Raw genomic sequence first — 16310 nt, 5'->3', positions numbered from 1 at the left:
CATGGGCACAGGGCTGAGCTTCCCTCTACTGTAGGCCAGCTTCAATGTGAGCAAGATGAAGAGTTTCGTTCCTTTTCGTGGAGCCTGGGAACGTGAGCGGAGAAAGGCGGTCGATTTAAGCAGCGCCACTCTAGGGGCGTGGCCAAGGACGATGACTGTGAAAAAAATCCTACTGCCGGTTTTACTCGTGTTGCTTGTTTTAGGCAATCTTGGTGGCTGTGACGCCCCCAAAGCCCCTGAAGCAGGCGATAGTACTGCGCGTAATATCGATCGCTCGATGGAAGGCCTGAAGGAGAGATTGGAAAAGGTGGGGGATGACATCGAAGAAGAGACCAGGAAGGATCTCAGTCCGAAAAGAAGAGCCCGGCACGAGGCCGGGCAAGTGGGAATAGGCACCTCAGGCACAACGGCTTGAAGCCGCTTAGAACTCTTCCCATTCGGCTACGGTGCTGCTGTTGGCGAGCCTGGGTCGGTGTGCCGGAGTAGCGTTGTGGCGAAGCGAGACAGACTGACCGCTTGCCTGTGATAGGCGGGTTTCGATCGCAGGACGGCGTTGAGTGTCGCTGGTGTCTTCAGCTAGACGGAAGGTCGCCACTGCGGCCTCGAGCTGAGCCGCTTGCTCCTCCAGCGAGGCGGCAGCAGCCGAGGCTTCCTGCACCAGAGCGGCGTTCTGCTGTGTGACTTGATCCATTTGCGAAACCGCCATGTTGACCTGCTCGATACCGCTGCTCTGTTCCTGGGAAGCTGCGGAAATCTCATCCATGATGTCGGTGACACGGCGCACTGATGCAACCACCTCGCGCATGGTCGTGCCGGCGTTCTCGACCAGGGTCGAGCCTTTGTGAATCTGCTCGGACGACGCTTCGATCAGTGCCTTTATTTCCTTGGCTGCTTCGGCGCTACGGCTGGCGAGGTTGCGTACCTCTCCGGCAACGACGGCAAACCCCCGACCTTGCTCACCGGCTCGCGCCGCTTCGACGGAAGCGTTGAGTGCCAGAATGTTGGTCTGGAAGGCAATGGAGTCGATGACGCTGATGATCTCGACGACCTTGCGCGAGCTTTCGGTAATGCCGTGCATGGTGTCGATTACTTCATCGACCACCTCGCCGCCCCGACCGGCGGTGGTCGAGGCATCATTGGCGAGGGTGCTCGCCTGTCTGGCGTTGTCGGCATTCTGCTTAACCGTTGCGGTCAGCTGGTCCATGCTGGCAGCCGTTTCCTGCAGCGAGGCGGCTTGCTCTTCGGTACGTGAGGAAAGGTCGGTGTTGCCCAGCGAGATTTCCCTGGCGCCGACGTGAATCGAGCCGCTGCTCGAGCGCACGGTGGCCACGGTCTGGCCGAGGCCGGTTTGCATGTGCTGCATGGCGGAAAACAGCTTGCCGATCTCGTTACGACCGCGATCGGCTATGCGATGAGAAAGATCGCTCTTGGCAATTCGCTCGAAGTGCTCTACGGCTTCCTGTAGAGGCAGCACAATCACCCGCACCATTGCAATGCGCACCAAGACGATGAGCAATATTGAAGACAATAAAGCGATGATTTCTATCAAGTCGAGAAACGCCACCGTAGATTCGTAATTATCGATTAACGCATCGACATGCTCGTCTGCGAAGTCGGAGAAACGCCTGCTTTCACTCCGAAAGGTATTCTTCTGCTCCTCGACTCTGGTGATCAGGGCCTGAAAAGCCACGCTATCGCCCATGGCGAGCGCGCTTCTCTGTTGCTCCAAGCTGGCCAGCAGAGTGGTAAGCGCTGCCTGAAGGCTGGTTTCGAAAGCTACGCTTTGGTCATCATCCTTAGGCGAGTCGAGATAGACGCTGAAGCGCTGCTCCGCTATATGCTTGGCAGCATCGTACTCTTCAAGCAGCATCGTGAGTCGTGTGGGCTCTTCGTCGCTCAAAGCCGTGGCAGCCTGAAGCAGATAGAGCTGCATGTCGCTAATGTTTGCACGTGTCAGTGACACGTTATTCAGCTGGTGTACGCTTGCCTCGTCCAACTGGCGGAGCGTCCTTTCCCCCAGATGGCCTGTGTACATACCCAAGGCTGCCAAACATAGGATGGCAGTAGCCAGAAGGGCCAGGGCAGCTGTCAGGCCCGTCTTGACGGACAGATTACGGAGCATTCGGGTCATTGATAGATCCTCCTCCATGGCTTCTTTGCGCCATGGCATACGAGTGGGAAGGCTTGAGAGCGGGATTGGGACACTCGTCAAGGAAGGCTCGTGGTGAGGGATCTTGTGGTGGTCTTGCCACGCGCCTAGACGCGTTATCGGCCGATGGGGGGGATTATAAAACGGCGTTCTTCTGAAGCTTCGTTCAGCCAGGCCCTTTGTGTTCCGGTATTTGCAACAGTTACATAGACTTGGATCATCTCTGGATGAGTATTGATAGTCTGGATTAATGAAAAGGCCTAAGTAAATGCGTAAAAATCATCGGCCTATGTTGTCTTTGGGATGACAAACAATAAGGCCGGCATTGCGCCGGCCATTTGCAACGGGGCTGTGCTCAGCTGTTCTGTTCGATGCCCTGCAGGTACCACGGGGCGCCGTCACGCATCTCGCGAACCAGGTGCCAGGTCTCGTTGAACTCGGTCTGCTCGCCGTTCTCGTCGAGGATACCGTGGAAGATAACGGTGGCCTCGGCCTGCTTGCCGATTTCACGTACGTCACCGAGCTCGGCGAACAGGCGCACGGTCTCTGTGCGATTGTTGGCCGGATGCTTGCTGCGCTCCTCGCGCAGAAGATTGTAGAGCTCGGGAGTGACGTACTCCTGAATGCCGCTGAAGTCATTGTTGTCCCAGGCGCGCTGCAGCGTCATGAAGTGCTCCTTGGCGCCGGACAGGAAGCGCTCTCGATCGAACCACTCCGGAAGGCTGTCGAAAGCGCCGCCCATGGTAGCACCCGGTGCCGGCTGGAAGGCCTGGGGAGCAGCGTGCGGCTGGTTATCGGCTGGCTGAGGGCCGCCAGCCACGGCGGTACGGCGACGCGCCAGCAGCCGGAACAGCAGGAAGCCGAGGCCGGCAATGAGCAGGATGTCCATCAGGCGCAGCTCATCGAAGGCACCACCGAAGAACAGCGCGGCCAGCAGACCACCTGCCAGCATGCCGCCCAGCATACCGGGCATACGAGAGCCGGCGGCCTGGCTGGGCTGAGCCTGTCGTGCCGGGGCGGCCTGGTTGGGGGCGGCTGCCGGGCGATCAGCGGATCGGGAGAAGCTGCCGACGTTACCGCCGCCGCCCATGCGGCGGGCTTCGGCATGTTCGACGGCCAGGCCGAAGCCCATTACGGCGACCATGAGCATGACCAGGAAGTGACGCATCGCTTGGTTCCTCTTCAGGATTGAGGGAAAAGTAGAATTTGGATGCTCCATTCTAGCGGCTATGCTGGGGAAAGTGCTGAAAAAATGGGGTAAAGCCATGCGCTTGAAGAGTGAAAACAGCTTGCTGCTGATCGTCGATCTGCAGGCGGGACTGCTGCCGGTCATCGATGGCGGCAACCAGGCCGTTGCCGAAGCACAGTGGCTTGGCGTGCTCGCCTGTGAGCTGGAGGTGCCGGTCTGGCTGACCGAGCAGTATCCAGAGGGGCTGGGCGGCAGCGAGCCGCGGCTGCTGGAAGCGCTACCGGACTATCGCCTATGGCAAAAGGTGCACTTCAATGCCCATGCCGAGTCGGATTTTGCCACCGCGCTGGAAAAAAGCGGCAGGCGTCAGATCGTGCTGTGCGGCAGCGAGGCGCACATCTGCGTGATGCAGACCGGCCTCGGGCTGCTGGAAGCGGGCTATGAGGTGTACTGGCTGAGCGAGGCGTCCGTCAGCCGGCGCGCCGAGGAGGCCAGCCTTGCCCGTGAGCGGATGACGGGGGCGGGCGCCACGCCGGTGACGGCCGATATGGTGGCCTACGAGTGGCTCGAGCGCTGTGACGACGAGCGCTTCCGTCAAATCCACCGGCGTTTTCTCAAGCCCCGCGCCTCGCGCCCGCTGCGCTTCTACTGATACATGGTGACTGATCGGGCTCAGTGTTGGGCTTCGCGTCGAGTGAAGACCAGCGTATCGCCCTCGGACATGGCGGGATTGAAGGCGTAGCCCGCCACGTCGAACTTCTTGAGGGCTTCGGGATCGTCCAGGCGCTGGCGAATCATCCAGGCGGCCATCAGGCCGCGTGCCTTTTTGGCATAGAAACTGATGATCTTGTAGCTGCCGTTCTTCTCGTCCTTGAATACCGGTGTGATCACCCGGGCGTCGAGCCGCTTGGTGTCGACGGCCTTGAAATACTCGTTCGAAGCGAGGTTCACCAGTACCTTGGAGCCGCTTTCGGCAATGGCCCGATCGAGTGCCTCGGTCAGCGTGCCCTGCCAATAGGCGTAGAGGTCCTTGCCAGCCGGATTGGCCAGCCGCGTGCCCATTTCCAGGCGGTAGGGCTGGATCAGATCGAGCGGCCGCAGCAGCCCATACAGGCCCGAAAGAATGCGCAGATGGCGCTGGGCGAACTCGTTGTCGGCGTCGCTGAAAGAGGCAGCCTCGAGACCCACGTAGACGTCGCCCTGGAAGGCCTGGGCCGCCGGCTTGGCGTTGTCGGGCGTGAAGCGCGGGTGCCATTCGGCGAAGCGGGCGGCGTTGAGGCCCGCCAACTTGTCGCTGATGCCCATCAGTTCGCTGAGCTGCTGTGGGGAGTAGTCGCGCAGGATCTCGATCAAGCGCTGGCTGTGGTCGAGAAAATCCGGCTGCGAGTGGGTGGCCGTGGTGGCCGGGGTCTCGAAGTCCAGCGTCTTGGCCGGCGAGATCACGCTCAGCATGGGGCACTCCTGTACCAGATGGGACGAATCGAACGAAGCGTGATTATATCAACCGCCGCGCGAAGACGGGGCTATCGATGCGATAGCCCTCGCCGATACCGGGCGAACCCCTCAGGGGCAGGGGTTGGGGATGCGCCGGTGCACCTCTTCGATGGCATCCAGCACGCTCTGCTCTAGCTTCAGCGACTCGCTGGCGAGGTTGGTCTCGAGCTGCTCCATGGTGGTGGCGCCAATGATGTTACTGGTCAGGAAGCTACGCGAATTGACGAAGGCCAGCGCCATCTGGGCCGGGTCGAGGTCGTGCTCGCGGGCAATGTCGACGTAGGCACGGGTGGCCTGTTCGGCCAGCGGCGAGGTATAGCGCTTGAAGCGCTCGAAGAGCGTGAGGCGAGCGTTCTCGGGGCGGGCGCCATCCAGATACTTGCCGGAGAGTACGCCGAAGGCCAGCGGCGAATAAGCCAGCAGGCCCACGTTCTCGCGATGGGCGATCTCGGCTAGACCGACCTCGAAGGAGCGATTGAGCAGATTGTAGGGGTTCTGGATCGAGGCAACCCGCGGCAGACCGAGCCGTTCTGCGAGCTGCAGCGCCTTCATCACCCCCCACGGCGTCTCGTTGGAGAGACCGATGGCGCGAACCTTGCCGGCATCCACCAGCTCCTTGAGCACAGCAAGGGTCTCTTCCAACGTGACGGCGCTTTCCTCTTCGTCGTGCTCGTAGCCCAGGCGTCCGAAGTAGTTGGTCGAACGCTCGGGCCAGTGGAGCTGGTAGAGATCGACGTAGTCGGTGCGCAGCCGCTCGAGGCTGGCATCGATGGCCTGATGGATGTGCTCCCTGTTCAGGCGTGGGCCGCCGCGGATGTGCTCGAGGCCCGGGCCGGTCACCTTGGTTGCGATGATCACGTCGTCGCGGCTTTCACGGCGCTTGAGCCAGCTGCCGATATAGGCCTCGGTGCGCCCCTGTGTCTCGGCTCGGGGCGGTACAGGATACATTTCGGCCGCGTCGATGAAGTTGATGCCGAAGGCTACGGCACGGTCGAGCTGATCGTGGGCTTCGGATTCGCTGTTCTGCTCTCCGAACGTCATGGTGCCCAGGCACAGGCGGCTGACCTCGATACCCGTGTCGCCAAGCGGTCGCGTCTGCATCATCGCTCCTGTTGAAAGTCGAATCGGTGGCGAGCTCGTTGCCTATCCAGAGCCATGCTAGCCGAGCACTACCAAGGCAGCAAATCTAGGGGTTGAGTCGCCGGCGGGGCGGGCGTATGCTGGCCACCCTCAAGCGGCCCCGGCGGAGTCCCGCGGCGAGTTCAGACAGGCCATGACGACGACCACAGGGTGGTGCCACGTCATCAGGCTGGTTTCAGACGAACCCAAGGTTGTTTGCACGATGACGCAGGCATCATCACTGTTCACCCGACTCGAATACCGTCTTGCCGAACAGCTGTTTCACACACGCTGGTTGCCACGCTCTCCGCGTACCCAGCGTTTGACCATGCACCTCTTCGAGCGCTGCGCCGATGCCGGTCATCCCGGTGCGCTTTCGCTCTACGGGCATATGCTCTTCCAGCGTGGGGTCAGCCCTCAGGACAAGGCGCGTGGCGCTCGCTACGTGCTCGAGGCTGCGCAGGCCGGCAACCTCAAGGCTCAATACCAGGCTGGGCGGATCCTCGAACACGGCTGTGCTCAGTATCCTCGCCGTGAGGCGAGTGCCGTGACCTGGTATGCCCGCGCCGCTGAGGCAGGGCATCCGCTTGCCGCCGTGCGCCTGGCGCAAGCCTATCGCCTGGGTGAGCTGGGGCTGCCGGTGGACAGAGTTCAAGCCGCCCATTGGCAGGCGCTCGCCGACCGGCATGCGGGTCTGGAGTGTGGCGAGCTGGACAGAGACGACACTCAAGCCCGACACTAACCCCACTTACCGCCGCTTCTGTACGCGGCTCTGCTTTCGAGGATACGTCCATTCGTGACGCTGCCGACACTGCTGGATATCGAGGCGTCCGGATTCGGGCGCGGTAGCTACCCCATCGAGATTGGCCTGGCACGGGCCGACGGTAGCTGCTGCGCCTTCCTCGTGCAGCCGCTGGACGAGTGGACGCATTGGGACCCCAAGGCCGAATTGCTGCACGGCATTTCCCGTGCACGTCTGCAGCGTGAAGGTCTACCCATCGCCCAGGTGGCGCGCTGGCTCAATGATGAACTGAGTGAGATCGGCGTGGCTTACAGCGATAGCTGGGGCTATGACAATACCTGGCTATCGCTGCTGTTTCACCATGCCGGCATGCTGCCCGCCTTTCGCCTCGAGGCACTGCGCATTCTGCTCAGCGAACGCCAGCTCGGTGCGTGGCACCGCACCCGGGAAGCCCTGGTGAAAGAGCTGGGGATACGGCGCCATCGCGCCGGAGACGATGCCCGCCTGCTGCAACTTACCTATCTGCGCACCCGCGAAGACGACGATAGCGCCGACACCTCTATCTCTCGCCGCTGACCGCAAGCAGCACCTTGCCGATATTGGCGTCCCGCTGCACATGGGCGTGAGCGGCTTCGACTTCGTCGATCGGCCAGGTACGATCGATCAGCGGTCGAATCTCTCCCTTGGCAAGGCGCGGCCAGACATGGGCTTTCAGCGCATCGAGGATGGCGCCCTTGGCCGCCGGTGGTTTGGCGCGCAGGGTCGAGCCGATCAGCCGCTGGCGTTTCATCAGCATGCGGCCCAGGTCGAGCTCGGCGTGTCGCCCACCCATCAGGCCGATCAGCACCAGACGTCCGTCGGCATTCAGCACGCGCTGATTGTCGGCCAGATAAGCGCCACCCACGGGGTCGAGAATCAGGTCGGCGCCGCCCCATGCCTTCACGGCATCCGCGAAGCTGCCCTCATGGCGATTGAAAACCGCATCGGCGCCCAACTCTCGGCAGACGGCAAGCTTGGCGTCACTGCCCGCCGTGACGAAGCAGGGGTGGCCGAAGGCCCGGCAGAGCTGAATGGCGGCAGTGCCGACACCGCTGGCACCGGCGTGCAGCAGGACCCGCTCTCCGGCCGCCAGCTGTCCCACCATGAACAGATTGAGCCAGGCAGTGGCAAACACCTCGGGCAGCGCGGCCGCCTCGCACAGGTTCAGGCCCTCGGGTATCGGCAGTACCTGCCGTGCATCGACCACGACCTCCTCGGCATAGCCGCCGCCCGCCAGCAGAGCGCAGACCCGCTCTCCCGGACGCAGCGTATCGACGCCGGGACCGACCTCGCTCACCGTGCCGCTGATCTCGAGGCCGAGCACGTCGCTGACCCCGAGCGGCGGTGGATAATGGCCGGCGCGCTGCATCAGGTCGGCGCGATTGACCCCGGCCCAGGCCACCGCGAGGCGCACCTCTCCGGCAGCGGGGCCTGGCGGGATGGGCTGTTCGCGCCAGGCCAGGCGCTCCTGATCGACGGCGATGGCGTGCATGGCAGCTCTCCTAGGTAACGGATACGGCGAGCCGAGCCTCCAGGGCATCCAGCAATGCGGCGGGCTCGGCGGCGTCGATCAAGCTGTCACGGGTGCGGCCGTTGAGAAAACCGTGCTCCACCGTACTGTCGAGAAACGCCAGCAGCGGGCTGTAGAAACCGGCAGTGTCGAGCACGCCGATGGGCTTGTCGTGCAGTCCCAGGTACTGCCAGGTCCAGGCCTCGAACAGCTCCTCCATGGTGCCGATGCCTCCGGGCAGGGCGATGAAGGCGTCGGCATGGGCGGCCATGCTGGCCTTGCGCTCGTGCATGTTGTTCACGCGGATCAGGGTCGGCAGCCCCTCGTGGGCCTGCTCGCGCTCCACTAGGTGGTCGGGCATCACACCGATCACGTTGCCGCCCTTCTCCAGCACGGCGTTGGCCAGCGCTCCCATCAAGCCGATGCGGGCGCCGCCATAGACGAGGCCGTGTCCGCGCGCAGCCATTTCGTGGCCGAGGGCTCGGGTGGCTTCCAGAAAGACAGGGTCCCGGCCATCGCGGGAGCCCAGGTAGACACAGAAATTCGACATGCGCTTCTCCTTGGCAAGCCCATATCGTAGCAGCTGCCGCCCGTCAGGGAGAGGCTGTGGAAGCGTCGAAGGAAAAGAATCAGGGCAGGCAGCCGGCCACGCCGAACTCGGCGTCGAGCCACTGGCCGACGACGTTGTTGCCGCACAGGTGGTGAGCATACTGGGTGTGCAGGCAGCGCACTTGATCCCAGTTGGCAATGCCGCCGATGCCGCGTTCGCGCATGACGTCCGCATAGCCGAGCCGCTCGACTTCGGCGCGCTGGACATCACTCATGTAACGCCAGCGCCTGTCCACGTAGTCGCGATGACTGGCGTGATAGGTGGCGAGAAAATCGGGCTCTTCCTGCAGTCTTGCCTCGAGCTGCTTGATGGCACCGCTGGCTTCGATCCGGGAAATCTCGACCTTGAGGCGCGCACAGCTCAGCCAGTACAGGGTGGGGAACGGCTTGCCGTCGACGATGGGGGCCATGCGCAGCACCAGCGGGGTGCCTTCGCCGTCCACGGCGGCGACGGCCTCGATGCCTCGCGGAGCGCGCCCCAGTTGCTCGGCGATGATCGCGAGCTGGCGGTCGTCAGGCATCTGGTCGGTCTGGATCACCATCGTTGCGGTCCCGGATGAACTTGTTGGAGCGGCCCACGGCGCGAAAGAAGGTCCGGTTGAGCTGCTCGGGCGTAGGCACGTAGCCGCGCCATTGGCGTTCGCAGTACTCGTTGGCCCGAGCCATCAGCACGTCGTAGAGGCGATTGAACGGCGCATCATAATCGTAGGGGTCGGCGCCGAACAAGCGGATGTGCGGGTAGTCGGCGAAACGCTCCATGAAGTAGCGCTCCAGGTCGGCTTCCACGGCACGATGCTGGGCGACGTTGTCAGGGTCGAGCCAGAGGTTGTAGCGGATGGCCATAAAGGACTCCTGCTGGCGATGAATGGCCCGTCTGACGGGTCATGGAAATTTGACTCCGGGAGAGCGACTTCGGCTCACGATGGAATCATATCCGGGCCAGCGGGGCCAGGCGTGCCTGACACAGACGGATCAGGTCGGCAGGAGCCAGGGCGATCTCCAGGCCGCGGCGACCGCCACTGACGTGCAGTCGCGCGAGGCCCTCGGCGCTGGCGTCGACAAAGGTCGGCAGGCGTTTCTTCTGCCCCAGTGGGCTGATGCCACCCAGCACGTAGCCGGTGGCGCGCTCGGCCTCGGCCGCCTCGGCCATGCCCGCTCGCCGGGCACCGGCCGCCTTGGCCAGCGCCTTGAGGTCGAGCTGGCCGGTCACCGGCACGATGCCCACCGCCAGGCGCCCATCGTCGAGACGGGCGATGAGGGTCTTGAACACGCTTTGCGGGTCGAGCCCCAGGGCGTTGGCGGCTTCTTCGCCGTAAGCCGGGGCGCGGGGATCGTGCTCGTAGACGAGCAGTTCGAAGGGAGCGCCGTCGCGCTCCAGCACCTTGACCGCGGGCGTCATGCGTCGGTCGGCTCCTCGAGCGGCTGCAGATGGGCCTCGAGTGCCTGGCGCAGTTCGCCCTCGATGGGCACTGCGCGCTTGGTGTCATGGTCGAAGTGCACCATCACGGTATGGCCCAGATTGGTCAGCTCGCCCTTCTGCCACGCCTCCTGGGTGACGGTGAAGGAGCTGTTGCCGAGGCGCGAGACGTAGGTGCGGATCTCGATCTCGTTGCCGTAGTGCAGCTCGGCGCGGTAGTCGACTTCCATGCGCGCCATGATCAGCTTCCACTTGCGCGGATCCAGGTCCGGCGTGAACAGGCGAAACAGGTCGTTGCGTGCCAGCTCGAACCAGGCCGGCAGGCGGGTGTTGTTGACGTGGCCGAGAGCATCGGTGTCGTAGAAGGCGGGTTCGACGGTACGCACGAACATGTGAGAGTCCCTTTGCTGTCTTGTGGTCTTGTAGCGTGTCGTTGGCAGGTGGACAGCATTGCCCCGAGCAAACGCTAGGTCAAGAGCCTGTCGCCCGTCTCGCGCCATACCAGGCCTGGAGTCGCATCCACCCGAGCAGCCACAGCGTAGCCACGGCGAAGCCCGCGAGAGTGCCCCACAGCAGACCCAGGGTGGCATAGGTGAGCGACACGCACAGGGCATAGCAGAGCAGCGCGCCGAGCCCGGCCGGATAGTGCTTGATCACCGTGGCGGCCGGCGCGGCGCCGTGGGTGAGGTGCAGGATCACCAGCAGGGGGTACATCGAGATCGGAAAGGCCGCCAGCATACCGGCCCAGGACGTTGGCAGCACATGAGCCAGGCCGGTGACCAGGAAGACGATGGCGGTGGCAAGGCCGGCGCGCAGTATTAGCGGCTGCCAGCGCGAGCCGCCGGAGCGTGCCTTGGTGCGGGCTTCCGGTACGTGGCGATAGAGCCAGGTAAAGACGAAGATGGCCGCCAGGGTCACCAGCGTCCCGCTCAAGCGGTCGAGTTCGAAGCGCGTCAGCGTGAGGCTCGTCAGCCACCAGGCCACGAGGCCGCCCGCCGTGCCGGCGAGCACCCCCTTCAGGCCGTCGTGCCTGCCGCAAATGAGATAGCCGCCCCCCAGCGCCATGGTGGCGGTGAAGCCCGCCAGGCTGTAAACGGCACTCTCGGCGGCAAAGCCCGGCGAGATCTCCAGACCGATGAAGAACAACGCGATCGCCGTGCCCAGGGGGTAGCCGGAGAGCAGGCCGGCCATGCGCGTGCTGACACGCTCGGCGACCAGCGAGAGCCCTAGCACGATGCCGATCGATACCGCGAGCTTGGCCAGCTGCCAGCTCAAGGGAACGTCCATGGGTCTTCCTTGTGGTGAGGCTATACCAGGCGCAGGCCCTGGCGATCGGCCCAGGCGGCTCCCACCGCATGGGTCAGTTTCTCCTGCAGGTGCTCAGGCAGGGCGGCGCGTGCGTCGTCCACGCTGGCGAAGTCGCGGTTGCGCAGCCAGCAGTAGGCCCAGGCGCAGGCCTCGTCGTCACTCTTCGGTACCGGACGCGCCGGCATCTGTATCAGCAGGAAGGTGGCGGTGCGGGCTGCCCACAGGGGGATGTCGTCGCCCGCTGCGGATTGGCTCCATGCCTCCAGAGCCTTGCCGTCGGGAGTGGCTTCCGGGTCGCCCAGGCGAGCGACCCGTGCCGTCTCGGCCAGGATCAGCGCGAGGCGGTCCGGGTCGCCCTGCCCCAGTTGTCGCCACTGCGCGATCGTTGCCGACATACCGCGGCGTGCCTTGGCATAGAAGCCGCTTTGCGGCATGGTTTCGCTCATATCTACTTCCGAGGAAAGAACATGGAGTTCGATTTTGCCACGCCCATCGAGCGACGCCACCCCGAGGGGGGCGATTGGCCGTCGCAGAAATGGCATCGCTATGATGCCAGCATCCTGCCGCTGTGGGTGGCCGACATGGATTTTCCCTCGCCGCCTCAGGTGATCGAGGCGCTACGGGCGAGGGTCGACCATGGCGTGTTCGGCTACGGGACGGTGCCCGACAGTCTCAAACAGACGCTTTGCGAGTGGAGTTCACGCGAGTACGGCTGGGCCATCGAGCCGGAGTGGCAGCTGTGGCTTCCCGGCGTGGTCCCTGCGCTGCATCTGGCCAGCCTGGCGCTGACCGAGCCGGGTGAGGGCGTGCTGACTCTCACGCCCATCTACCCGCCGTTTCTCAAGGTGGCCAAGCGCACCGGGCGCGTGCCTCAGCAGGTGGCCCTGGCCGAGCCGGCCGGCCCCGGCGAGCCATGGCGGCTCGATCTGGCAGCGCTGGAGGCGGCCATCACCCCCGAGACCCGGCTGCTGCTGTGGTGCCAACCGCACAATCCCACCGGGCGGGTCTGGCGACACGCGGAGCTGGCCGGCCTGGCGGCGCTGGTCGAGCGGCACGACCTGCTGGTGGTCTCCGACGAGCTGCACTGCGATCTGCTGCTGGATGAAGACGCCCGGCACCGGCCGTTGGCGGCGGCTTTCCCCCAGCTTGCGGCACGCACCATCACGCTGTGGGCGCCCTCCAAGACCTTCAACCTCGCCGGCCTCACCGCCGCCTGTGCGGTGATTCCGAACGGCGAGTTGCGCCAGCGCTTCGCGGCGGCGGCACGTGGCCTGCTGCCGGACGTCAACGTGCTCGGGCTGGTGGCCGCCGAGGTAGCCTACGGGCAATGCAATGATTGGCGGCAGGCGCTGTTGCAGACGCTGCGCGGCCATCGCCAGACGCTGATCGAGCGGGTTGCCCAGTGGCCTGGCGTTGGCATGAGCGTGCCGGAGGCGACCTATCTGGCCTGGCTCGACCTGCGCCATGCTCAAGGGCTAGGCGGTCACCAGGGCTCGCCGCAGCAGGTGTTGCTGCAAGAGGCGAAGGTGGCGCTTTCGGATGGGGCCGACTTCGGCTGGCCGGGGTTCGTGCGGCTCAACTTCGGCACCACCGCATCTCAGCTCGAAGTGGGGCTGGCCCGCCTCGACGGCGTGCTGAAGGGCTGAAGAGGTGAGTGGCAGCGCCAGGGGATGTCCCTGGCGCTGGCCCGCGCAGGAAGGGGCGGTATCAGTAGAGCAGGGTGAACAGCTTGCGCCGGTAGGTGACGGTCAGCGGATGCTCGGCGCCAAGGGCGTCGAACACCCTCAGCAGGGTCTTGCGTGCCGCGTCGTCGTCGTAGGCGCGGTCCTTGCGCATCACCTCGAGCAGCCCCTCGAGGCCGCTTTCATAATCGCCATCGGCAATCTGGCGCATGGCGCGCTTGAAGCGAGCCTCGCTGTCGTCGCGTCCGGCCAGGGCGGCCAGCTCCTCGTCGCTTGGCGCCCCCTCGCGGAACTCGATGCTGGCGCGCACGCCACGTGCCGGGGCGGCGTCCCGCTCCTCGGGGGGGAGGTTGTCGAGCAGGGCGAGTGCCTCTTCGCCGCGGCCTTCCACCACCAGCGCCCGGGCCAGCTCTACCTGATAGGGGTAATGCTCGGGGTTCTGCTGCATCAGCTGTTCATAGATGGCACGGGCCGTGGCGGCGTCGCCCTGAGCCAAGGCCTCGGCGGCCTGCTCTTCAGGGCTGGCCGGCGCATCTTCCGGTGCCGGAAAGTAGCGCGCCAGCCACTCGCGGACCTCCTTCTCGGGCAGCGCGCCCTGAAAGTGATCCACCAGCCCGCCCTGGCTGATCAACTTGACGTCCGGCACCGAGCGCACGCCGAGCTGGGCGGCGATTTCCTGATTCTCCTCGATATTGAGCTTGGCCAGGATGAAGGTGCCGCGATATTCGCGAGTCAGCTTCTCCAGTATCGGCATCAGCACCTTGCAGGGCTGGCACCATGGTGCCCAACAGTCGAGCAGCACCGGCACCTGCATGGAGAACTCCAGCAGCTGCTGGATGTTGTTGCGGTCGACGTCGATGATCAACTGCTCATCGCTGGGCGCCGCCTGGGGCGAAGGTGCTGAGGTGTCTTGGGGCGCCGTCAGGGGGGCGCCGCTGCGAGGATCGACGATGGACATGGCGTTGGCCTTGCGCAAAGAGGTGAGTTCGTTCGAAAGATGCGGGTAAAGGCGTCGGGATTCAAGAGGCTGAGGCGTACGCTGGCTGCGCGTTGGTCAGTCTGCAACGGTGGGCGCGGCATCCCTGGCGGGGCTGTGATAGTCTCGTGTTCGTCCGGTCGAATCGGGGCCGGGCACCCCAGACATGAGGATCCATGGGATGGCAACGTACCGACTGAACGGCGATAGCGACCTGATCGACAACCCATCACCTCGCTGTGCATGCATGCTGGTGCTGGATACCTCCGCGTCGATGTTCGGCCCGCCGATCCGTGAACTGAACGCCGGCGTCCAGGCCTTCATCTCGGCCATTCAGGAGGACGACATGGCGGCCTGCTCCGTCGAGCTCGGCGTCATCACCGCCGGTGGCAAGGTCACCGAACAGTTGCCTTTCACCACGGCCATGAACATTTCCCAGTGTCGGCAGTTCACCGCCTCCGGCCTCACGCCGCTGGGCGGTGCCATGGAGCTGGCGCTCGATCGCCTCGAAGAGCGTACCGCGGCCTACCGCAAGGCCGGTGTCGCCTACTACCAGCCCTGGCTGGTGGTGATAAGCGATGGCGTGCCCACCGATCAGTGGCAGGCCGTTTCGGCCAGAGCACGGGCCCTGGCCCAGCAGCGCAAGCTGGTGGTGATGCCGGTGGGAGTCGAAGAGGCCGACCTCGAGGCGCTCAGCGCCTTCTCCACGCGCCCGGCCAAGCGCCTGGACGGCCTGAAGTTTCGCGAGTTCTTCCTGTGGCTGTCGGCCAGCATGAGCCGTGTCTCGGCCTCCTCTTCCACGACCGAGCAGGTCAAGCTGCCACCCACCGATAGCTGGGACAGCATCTGAACGGATATCGAGGCGCATGCGCGACGAGATGACGGCAACAGGCACTGACTTGACTACCGCCCGCCCGGCCAAGGTTCGATAATGATGGCAGGCATGGTGGCGAAGGAGGTCGAGTGGTGACGCCCGCTTTGGTGGTGAGGGATTCGCAGGGCAAGGAGCGCCGCCTCGGCAAGCGCCTGGAGCGCGGTGGCGAGGGCGAGATCTTCGCCCTGCGCGAGCGTCCCGACGTGATCGTCAAGTGGTACTACCCAGAGGTGCTCGACAGGCGCGGCGAGGAGCTGCACCGCAAGGTCGAGGCCATGCGCATCCTGCGCGACGCCCACATGACCCGCGACGTGTGCTGGCCGCTGATCCGCGTCTTTGACGAACGTCATCGCTGGATCGGTTTCGCCATGTACCGGGCGCGCGGCGTGAAGATGAGCTTTCTCGCCCACGCCTTGCTCTATCAGCGCTATTTTCCCGGCCTCGACCGGCGCCGGATCGTCGGCTACCTGATCCGTTTCGTCGAGATCGTGCAGCAGATGCACGAGGCCGGGGTGTGCATCGGCGACTACAACCTCAACAACGTGTTCTGCGTGCCCTCATCCGACCAGGTCACGCTGATTGACTGCGACAGCTACCAACTGCGCCTCGACGGTACCTTCTATCCCTGTCCCGTCGGCAGCCCCGACATGACGCCCAAGGAGCATCAGGGCGTCTCCTTCCGCCATACCATCCGCACGCCGCGCAGCGAGGCCTTCTCGCTGGCCATCGTGCTGTTCAAGTGCCTGATGCTGGGGCGCCATCCCTACGACATCGTCGGCGGCGACGACCCGGTGCGTAACCTGAGGCGCGGCAACTTCGCCTACGGCCGCGGACAGCGCGATGTGCCTCAAGGGGTCTGGTACGACCTCTGGCAGGCACTGCCCGACACCCTCCGCGACATGTTCGTGACCACCTTCACGGTGGGGGCCGACGCCCCCATTCAGCGGGCCACGCTGCCGCAGTGGCACGCGGCGCTGAGCGACTATCGCGAGGCGTTGGCAGCCGGCAAGCATGTCGTGCACCTGGCAACGCCCGGCCGACCCCAACGTTCGCAGGTACTGCATGCCCGCTGAGTTACCCGCCTTCCCGAGTGAGAGCACATCGTGCTGGTCGACTCTGGCCGTGGCCACGGCCGGACTGAGCCATGTGGAGAAAACGCCGCCCATGCCCTGCCAGGACGCCGCAGGCGGGGTGGCGGCGCC

Annotated in this window: 20 protein-coding genes; 7 read left to right on the top strand and 13 right to left on the bottom strand. The window is 64.5% G+C overall.

The window, feature by feature from the left end; translation table 11 throughout:
* Window positions 1-55: 55 nt before the first annotated feature.
* Window positions 56-415: a hypothetical protein gene (locus B8115_RS23505; RefSeq protein ID WP_141638693.1), complete on the top strand. Its 360-nt coding sequence runs from the start codon at window positions 56-58 to the stop codon at window positions 413-415.
* Between the two features lie 6 nt (window positions 416-421).
* Here B8115_RS23505 and B8115_RS24100 read toward each other — a convergent pair whose 3' ends face one another.
* Window positions 422-2131: a methyl-accepting chemotaxis protein gene (locus B8115_RS24100; protein ID WP_035592090.1), complete on the bottom strand. Its 1710-nt coding sequence runs from the start codon at window positions 2129-2131 to the stop codon at window positions 422-424.
* 373 nt (window positions 2132-2504) lie between these two features.
* Window positions 2505-3317, bottom strand: a complete 813-nt coding sequence (locus tag B8115_RS23125) for a Tim44 domain-containing protein (protein WP_010630247.1) — start codon at window positions 3315-3317, stop codon at window positions 2505-2507.
* Window positions 3318-3414: 97 nt separating this feature from the next.
* Between B8115_RS23125 and B8115_RS23120 the strand changes: the two genes are divergently transcribed.
* Complete coding sequence (locus tag B8115_RS23120) at window positions 3415-3990, top strand: isochorismatase family protein (protein WP_010630246.1); 576 nt, start codon at window positions 3415-3417, stop codon at window positions 3988-3990.
* 20 nt (window positions 3991-4010) lie between these two features.
* Here B8115_RS23120 and yaaA read toward each other — a convergent pair whose 3' ends face one another.
* Window positions 4011-4790 carry a peroxide stress protein YaaA gene (yaaA, locus tag B8115_RS23115; protein ID WP_010630245.1) on the bottom strand — a complete coding sequence of 260 codons (780 nt, stop codon included), beginning with the start codon at window positions 4788-4790 and terminating at the stop codon, window positions 4011-4013.
* A gap of 111 nt (window positions 4791-4901) precedes the next feature.
* On the bottom strand, window positions 4902-5933 hold the full coding sequence (locus B8115_RS23110) for an NADP(H)-dependent aldo-keto reductase (RefSeq protein ID WP_010630244.1): 1032 nt from the start codon (window positions 5931-5933) through the stop codon (window positions 4902-4904).
* Window positions 5934-6174: 241 nt separating this feature from the next.
* Here B8115_RS23110 and B8115_RS23105 point away from each other — a divergent pair, with 241 nt between their 5' ends.
* Window positions 6175-6693, top strand: a complete 519-nt coding sequence (locus tag B8115_RS23105; RefSeq protein WP_010630243.1) for a tetratricopeptide repeat protein — start codon at window positions 6175-6177, stop codon at window positions 6691-6693.
* 54 nt (window positions 6694-6747) lie between these two features.
* Window positions 6748-7269, top strand: a complete 522-nt coding sequence (locus tag B8115_RS23100; RefSeq protein ID WP_010630242.1) for a hypothetical protein — start codon at window positions 6748-6750, stop codon at window positions 7267-7269.
* On the opposite strand, the gene B8115_RS23095 is transcribed toward B8115_RS23100, so the two are convergent.
* From B8115_RS23095 to B8115_RS23060, 8 genes are all read right to left on the bottom strand, one after another.
* Window positions 7253-8224 (bottom strand): NAD(P)H-quinone oxidoreductase, encoded by a 972-nt coding sequence (locus tag B8115_RS23095; RefSeq protein ID WP_010630241.1) that lies wholly within the window; start codon window positions 8222-8224, stop codon window positions 7253-7255. The genes B8115_RS23100 and B8115_RS23095 overlap by 17 nt on opposite strands.
* A 10-nt stretch (window positions 8225-8234) precedes the next feature.
* Entirely contained in the window at window positions 8235-8792 is a 558-nt protein-coding gene (locus B8115_RS23090) for a TIGR00730 family Rossman fold protein (RefSeq protein ID WP_010630240.1), read from the bottom strand.
* Between the two features lie 79 nt (window positions 8793-8871).
* Window positions 8872-9393 (bottom strand): DUF501 domain-containing protein, encoded by a 522-nt coding sequence (locus tag B8115_RS23085; RefSeq protein ID WP_026038345.1) that lies wholly within the window; start codon window positions 9391-9393, stop codon window positions 8872-8874.
* Window positions 9365-9694: a hypothetical protein gene (locus B8115_RS23080; RefSeq protein ID WP_010630238.1), complete on the bottom strand. Its 330-nt coding sequence runs from the start codon at window positions 9692-9694 to the stop codon at window positions 9365-9367. Before B8115_RS23080 ends, B8115_RS23085 begins: the two co-directional genes overlap by 29 nt.
* 85 nt (window positions 9695-9779) lie before the next feature.
* The gene (gene ybaK / locus B8115_RS23075) at window positions 9780-10250 is read right to left on the bottom strand and encodes a Cys-tRNA(Pro) deacylase (protein ID WP_010630237.1); all 471 of its coding nucleotides are present in this window, start codon (window positions 10248-10250) and stop codon (window positions 9780-9782) included.
* Complete coding sequence (locus tag B8115_RS23070; protein WP_010630236.1) at window positions 10247-10660, bottom strand: thioesterase family protein; 414 nt, start codon at window positions 10658-10660, stop codon at window positions 10247-10249. The genes ybaK and B8115_RS23070 overlap by 4 nt, the downstream gene beginning before the upstream one ends.
* Before the next feature lie 79 nt (window positions 10661-10739).
* Window positions 10740-11555, bottom strand: coding sequence for a hypothetical protein (locus B8115_RS23065; RefSeq protein ID WP_010630235.1), 816 nt, complete (start codon window positions 11553-11555; stop codon window positions 10740-10742).
* Window positions 11556-11575: 20 nt separating this feature from the next.
* On the bottom strand, window positions 11576-12010 hold the full coding sequence (locus B8115_RS23060; protein WP_026038344.1) for a hypothetical protein: 435 nt from the start codon (window positions 12008-12010) through the stop codon (window positions 11576-11578).
* Between the two features lie 33 nt (window positions 12011-12043).
* Here B8115_RS23060 and B8115_RS23055 point away from each other — a divergent pair, with 33 nt between their 5' ends.
* Window positions 12044-13222, top strand: coding sequence for a MalY/PatB family protein (locus tag B8115_RS23055; protein WP_010630233.1), 1179 nt, complete (start codon window positions 12044-12046; stop codon window positions 13220-13222).
* A gap of 61 nt (window positions 13223-13283) precedes the next feature.
* On the opposite strand, the gene B8115_RS23050 is transcribed toward B8115_RS23055, so the two are convergent.
* Window positions 13284-14216: a tetratricopeptide repeat protein gene (locus tag B8115_RS23050; RefSeq protein WP_026038343.1), complete on the bottom strand. Its 933-nt coding sequence runs from the start codon at window positions 14214-14216 to the stop codon at window positions 13284-13286.
* Window positions 14217-14415: 199 nt separating this feature from the next.
* Here B8115_RS23050 and B8115_RS23045 point away from each other — a divergent pair, with 199 nt between their 5' ends.
* Together B8115_RS23045 and B8115_RS23040 are read left to right on the top strand one after the other, a co-directional pair.
* Entirely contained in the window at window positions 14416-15084 is a 669-nt protein-coding gene (locus B8115_RS23045) for a VWA domain-containing protein (RefSeq protein WP_010630231.1), read from the top strand.
* A 116-nt stretch (window positions 15085-15200) separates the two neighbouring features.
* Entirely contained in the window at window positions 15201-16181 is a 981-nt protein-coding gene (locus tag B8115_RS23040; protein ID WP_010630230.1) for a kinase, read from the top strand.
* The last annotated feature ends 129 nt before the right edge of the window (window positions 16182-16310 follow it).

The sequence above is a fragment of the Halomonas sp. KM-1 genome, assembly GCF_000246875.1.
GTDB lineage: Bacteria > Pseudomonadota > Gammaproteobacteria > Pseudomonadales > Halomonadaceae > Halomonas > Halomonas aerodenitrificans.
Note: the sequence above shows the minus strand (reverse complement) of the source record. Positions and strands in the feature narration are given on the sequence as shown.

Excerpts from the sequence above, each read along its gene's own strand:
- B8115_RS23080 (WP_010630238.1), bottom strand. The coding sequence starts at position 9,694 with ATGGCCATCCGCTACAACCTCTGGCTCGACCCTGACAACGTCGCCCAG.
- B8115_RS23045 (WP_010630231.1), top strand. The coding sequence starts at position 14,416 with ATGGCAACGTACCGACTGAACGGCGATAGCGACCTGATCGACAACCCA.
- B8115_RS23050 (WP_026038343.1), bottom strand. The coding sequence starts at position 14,216 with ATGTCCATCGTCGATCCTCGCAGCGGCGCCCCCCTGACGGCGCCCCAA.
- B8115_RS23065 (WP_010630235.1), bottom strand. The coding sequence starts at position 11,555 with ATGGACGTTCCCTTGAGCTGGCAGCTGGCCAAGCTCGCGGTATCGATC.
- ybaK (WP_010630237.1), bottom strand. The coding sequence starts at position 10,250 with ATGACGCCCGCGGTCAAGGTGCTGGAGCGCGACGGCGCTCCCTTCGAA.
- yaaA (WP_010630245.1), bottom strand. The coding sequence starts at position 4,790 with ATGCTGAGCGTGATCTCGCCGGCCAAGACGCTGGACTTCGAGACCCCG.
- B8115_RS23070 (WP_010630236.1), bottom strand. The coding sequence starts at position 10,660 with ATGTTCGTGCGTACCGTCGAACCCGCCTTCTACGACACCGATGCTCTC.
- B8115_RS23105 (WP_010630243.1), top strand. The coding sequence starts at position 6,175 with ATGACGCAGGCATCATCACTGTTCACCCGACTCGAATACCGTCTTGCC.
- B8115_RS23120 (WP_010630246.1), top strand. The coding sequence starts at position 3,415 with ATGCGCTTGAAGAGTGAAAACAGCTTGCTGCTGATCGTCGATCTGCAG.
- B8115_RS24100 (WP_035592090.1), bottom strand. The coding sequence starts at position 2,131 with ATGACCCGAATGCTCCGTAATCTGTCCGTCAAGACGGGCCTGACAGCT.
- B8115_RS23085 (WP_026038345.1), bottom strand. The coding sequence starts at position 9,393 with ATGGTGATCCAGACCGACCAGATGCCTGACGACCGCCAGCTCGCGATC.
- B8115_RS23090 (WP_010630240.1), bottom strand. The coding sequence starts at position 8,792 with ATGTCGAATTTCTGTGTCTACCTGGGCTCCCGCGATGGCCGGGACCCT.
- B8115_RS23095 (WP_010630241.1), bottom strand. The coding sequence starts at position 8,224 with ATGCACGCCATCGCCGTCGATCAGGAGCGCCTGGCCTGGCGCGAACAG.
- B8115_RS23505 (WP_141638693.1), top strand. The coding sequence starts at position 56 with ATGAAGAGTTTCGTTCCTTTTCGTGGAGCCTGGGAACGTGAGCGGAGA.
- B8115_RS23055 (WP_010630233.1), top strand. The coding sequence starts at position 12,044 with ATGGAGTTCGATTTTGCCACGCCCATCGAGCGACGCCACCCCGAGGGG.
- B8115_RS23110 (WP_010630244.1), bottom strand. The coding sequence starts at position 5,933 with ATGCAGACGCGACCGCTTGGCGACACGGGTATCGAGGTCAGCCGCCTG.
- B8115_RS23125 (WP_010630247.1), bottom strand. The coding sequence starts at position 3,317 with ATGCGTCACTTCCTGGTCATGCTCATGGTCGCCGTAATGGGCTTCGGC.
- B8115_RS23060 (WP_026038344.1), bottom strand. The coding sequence starts at position 12,010 with ATGCCGCAAAGCGGCTTCTATGCCAAGGCACGCCGCGGTATGTCGGCA.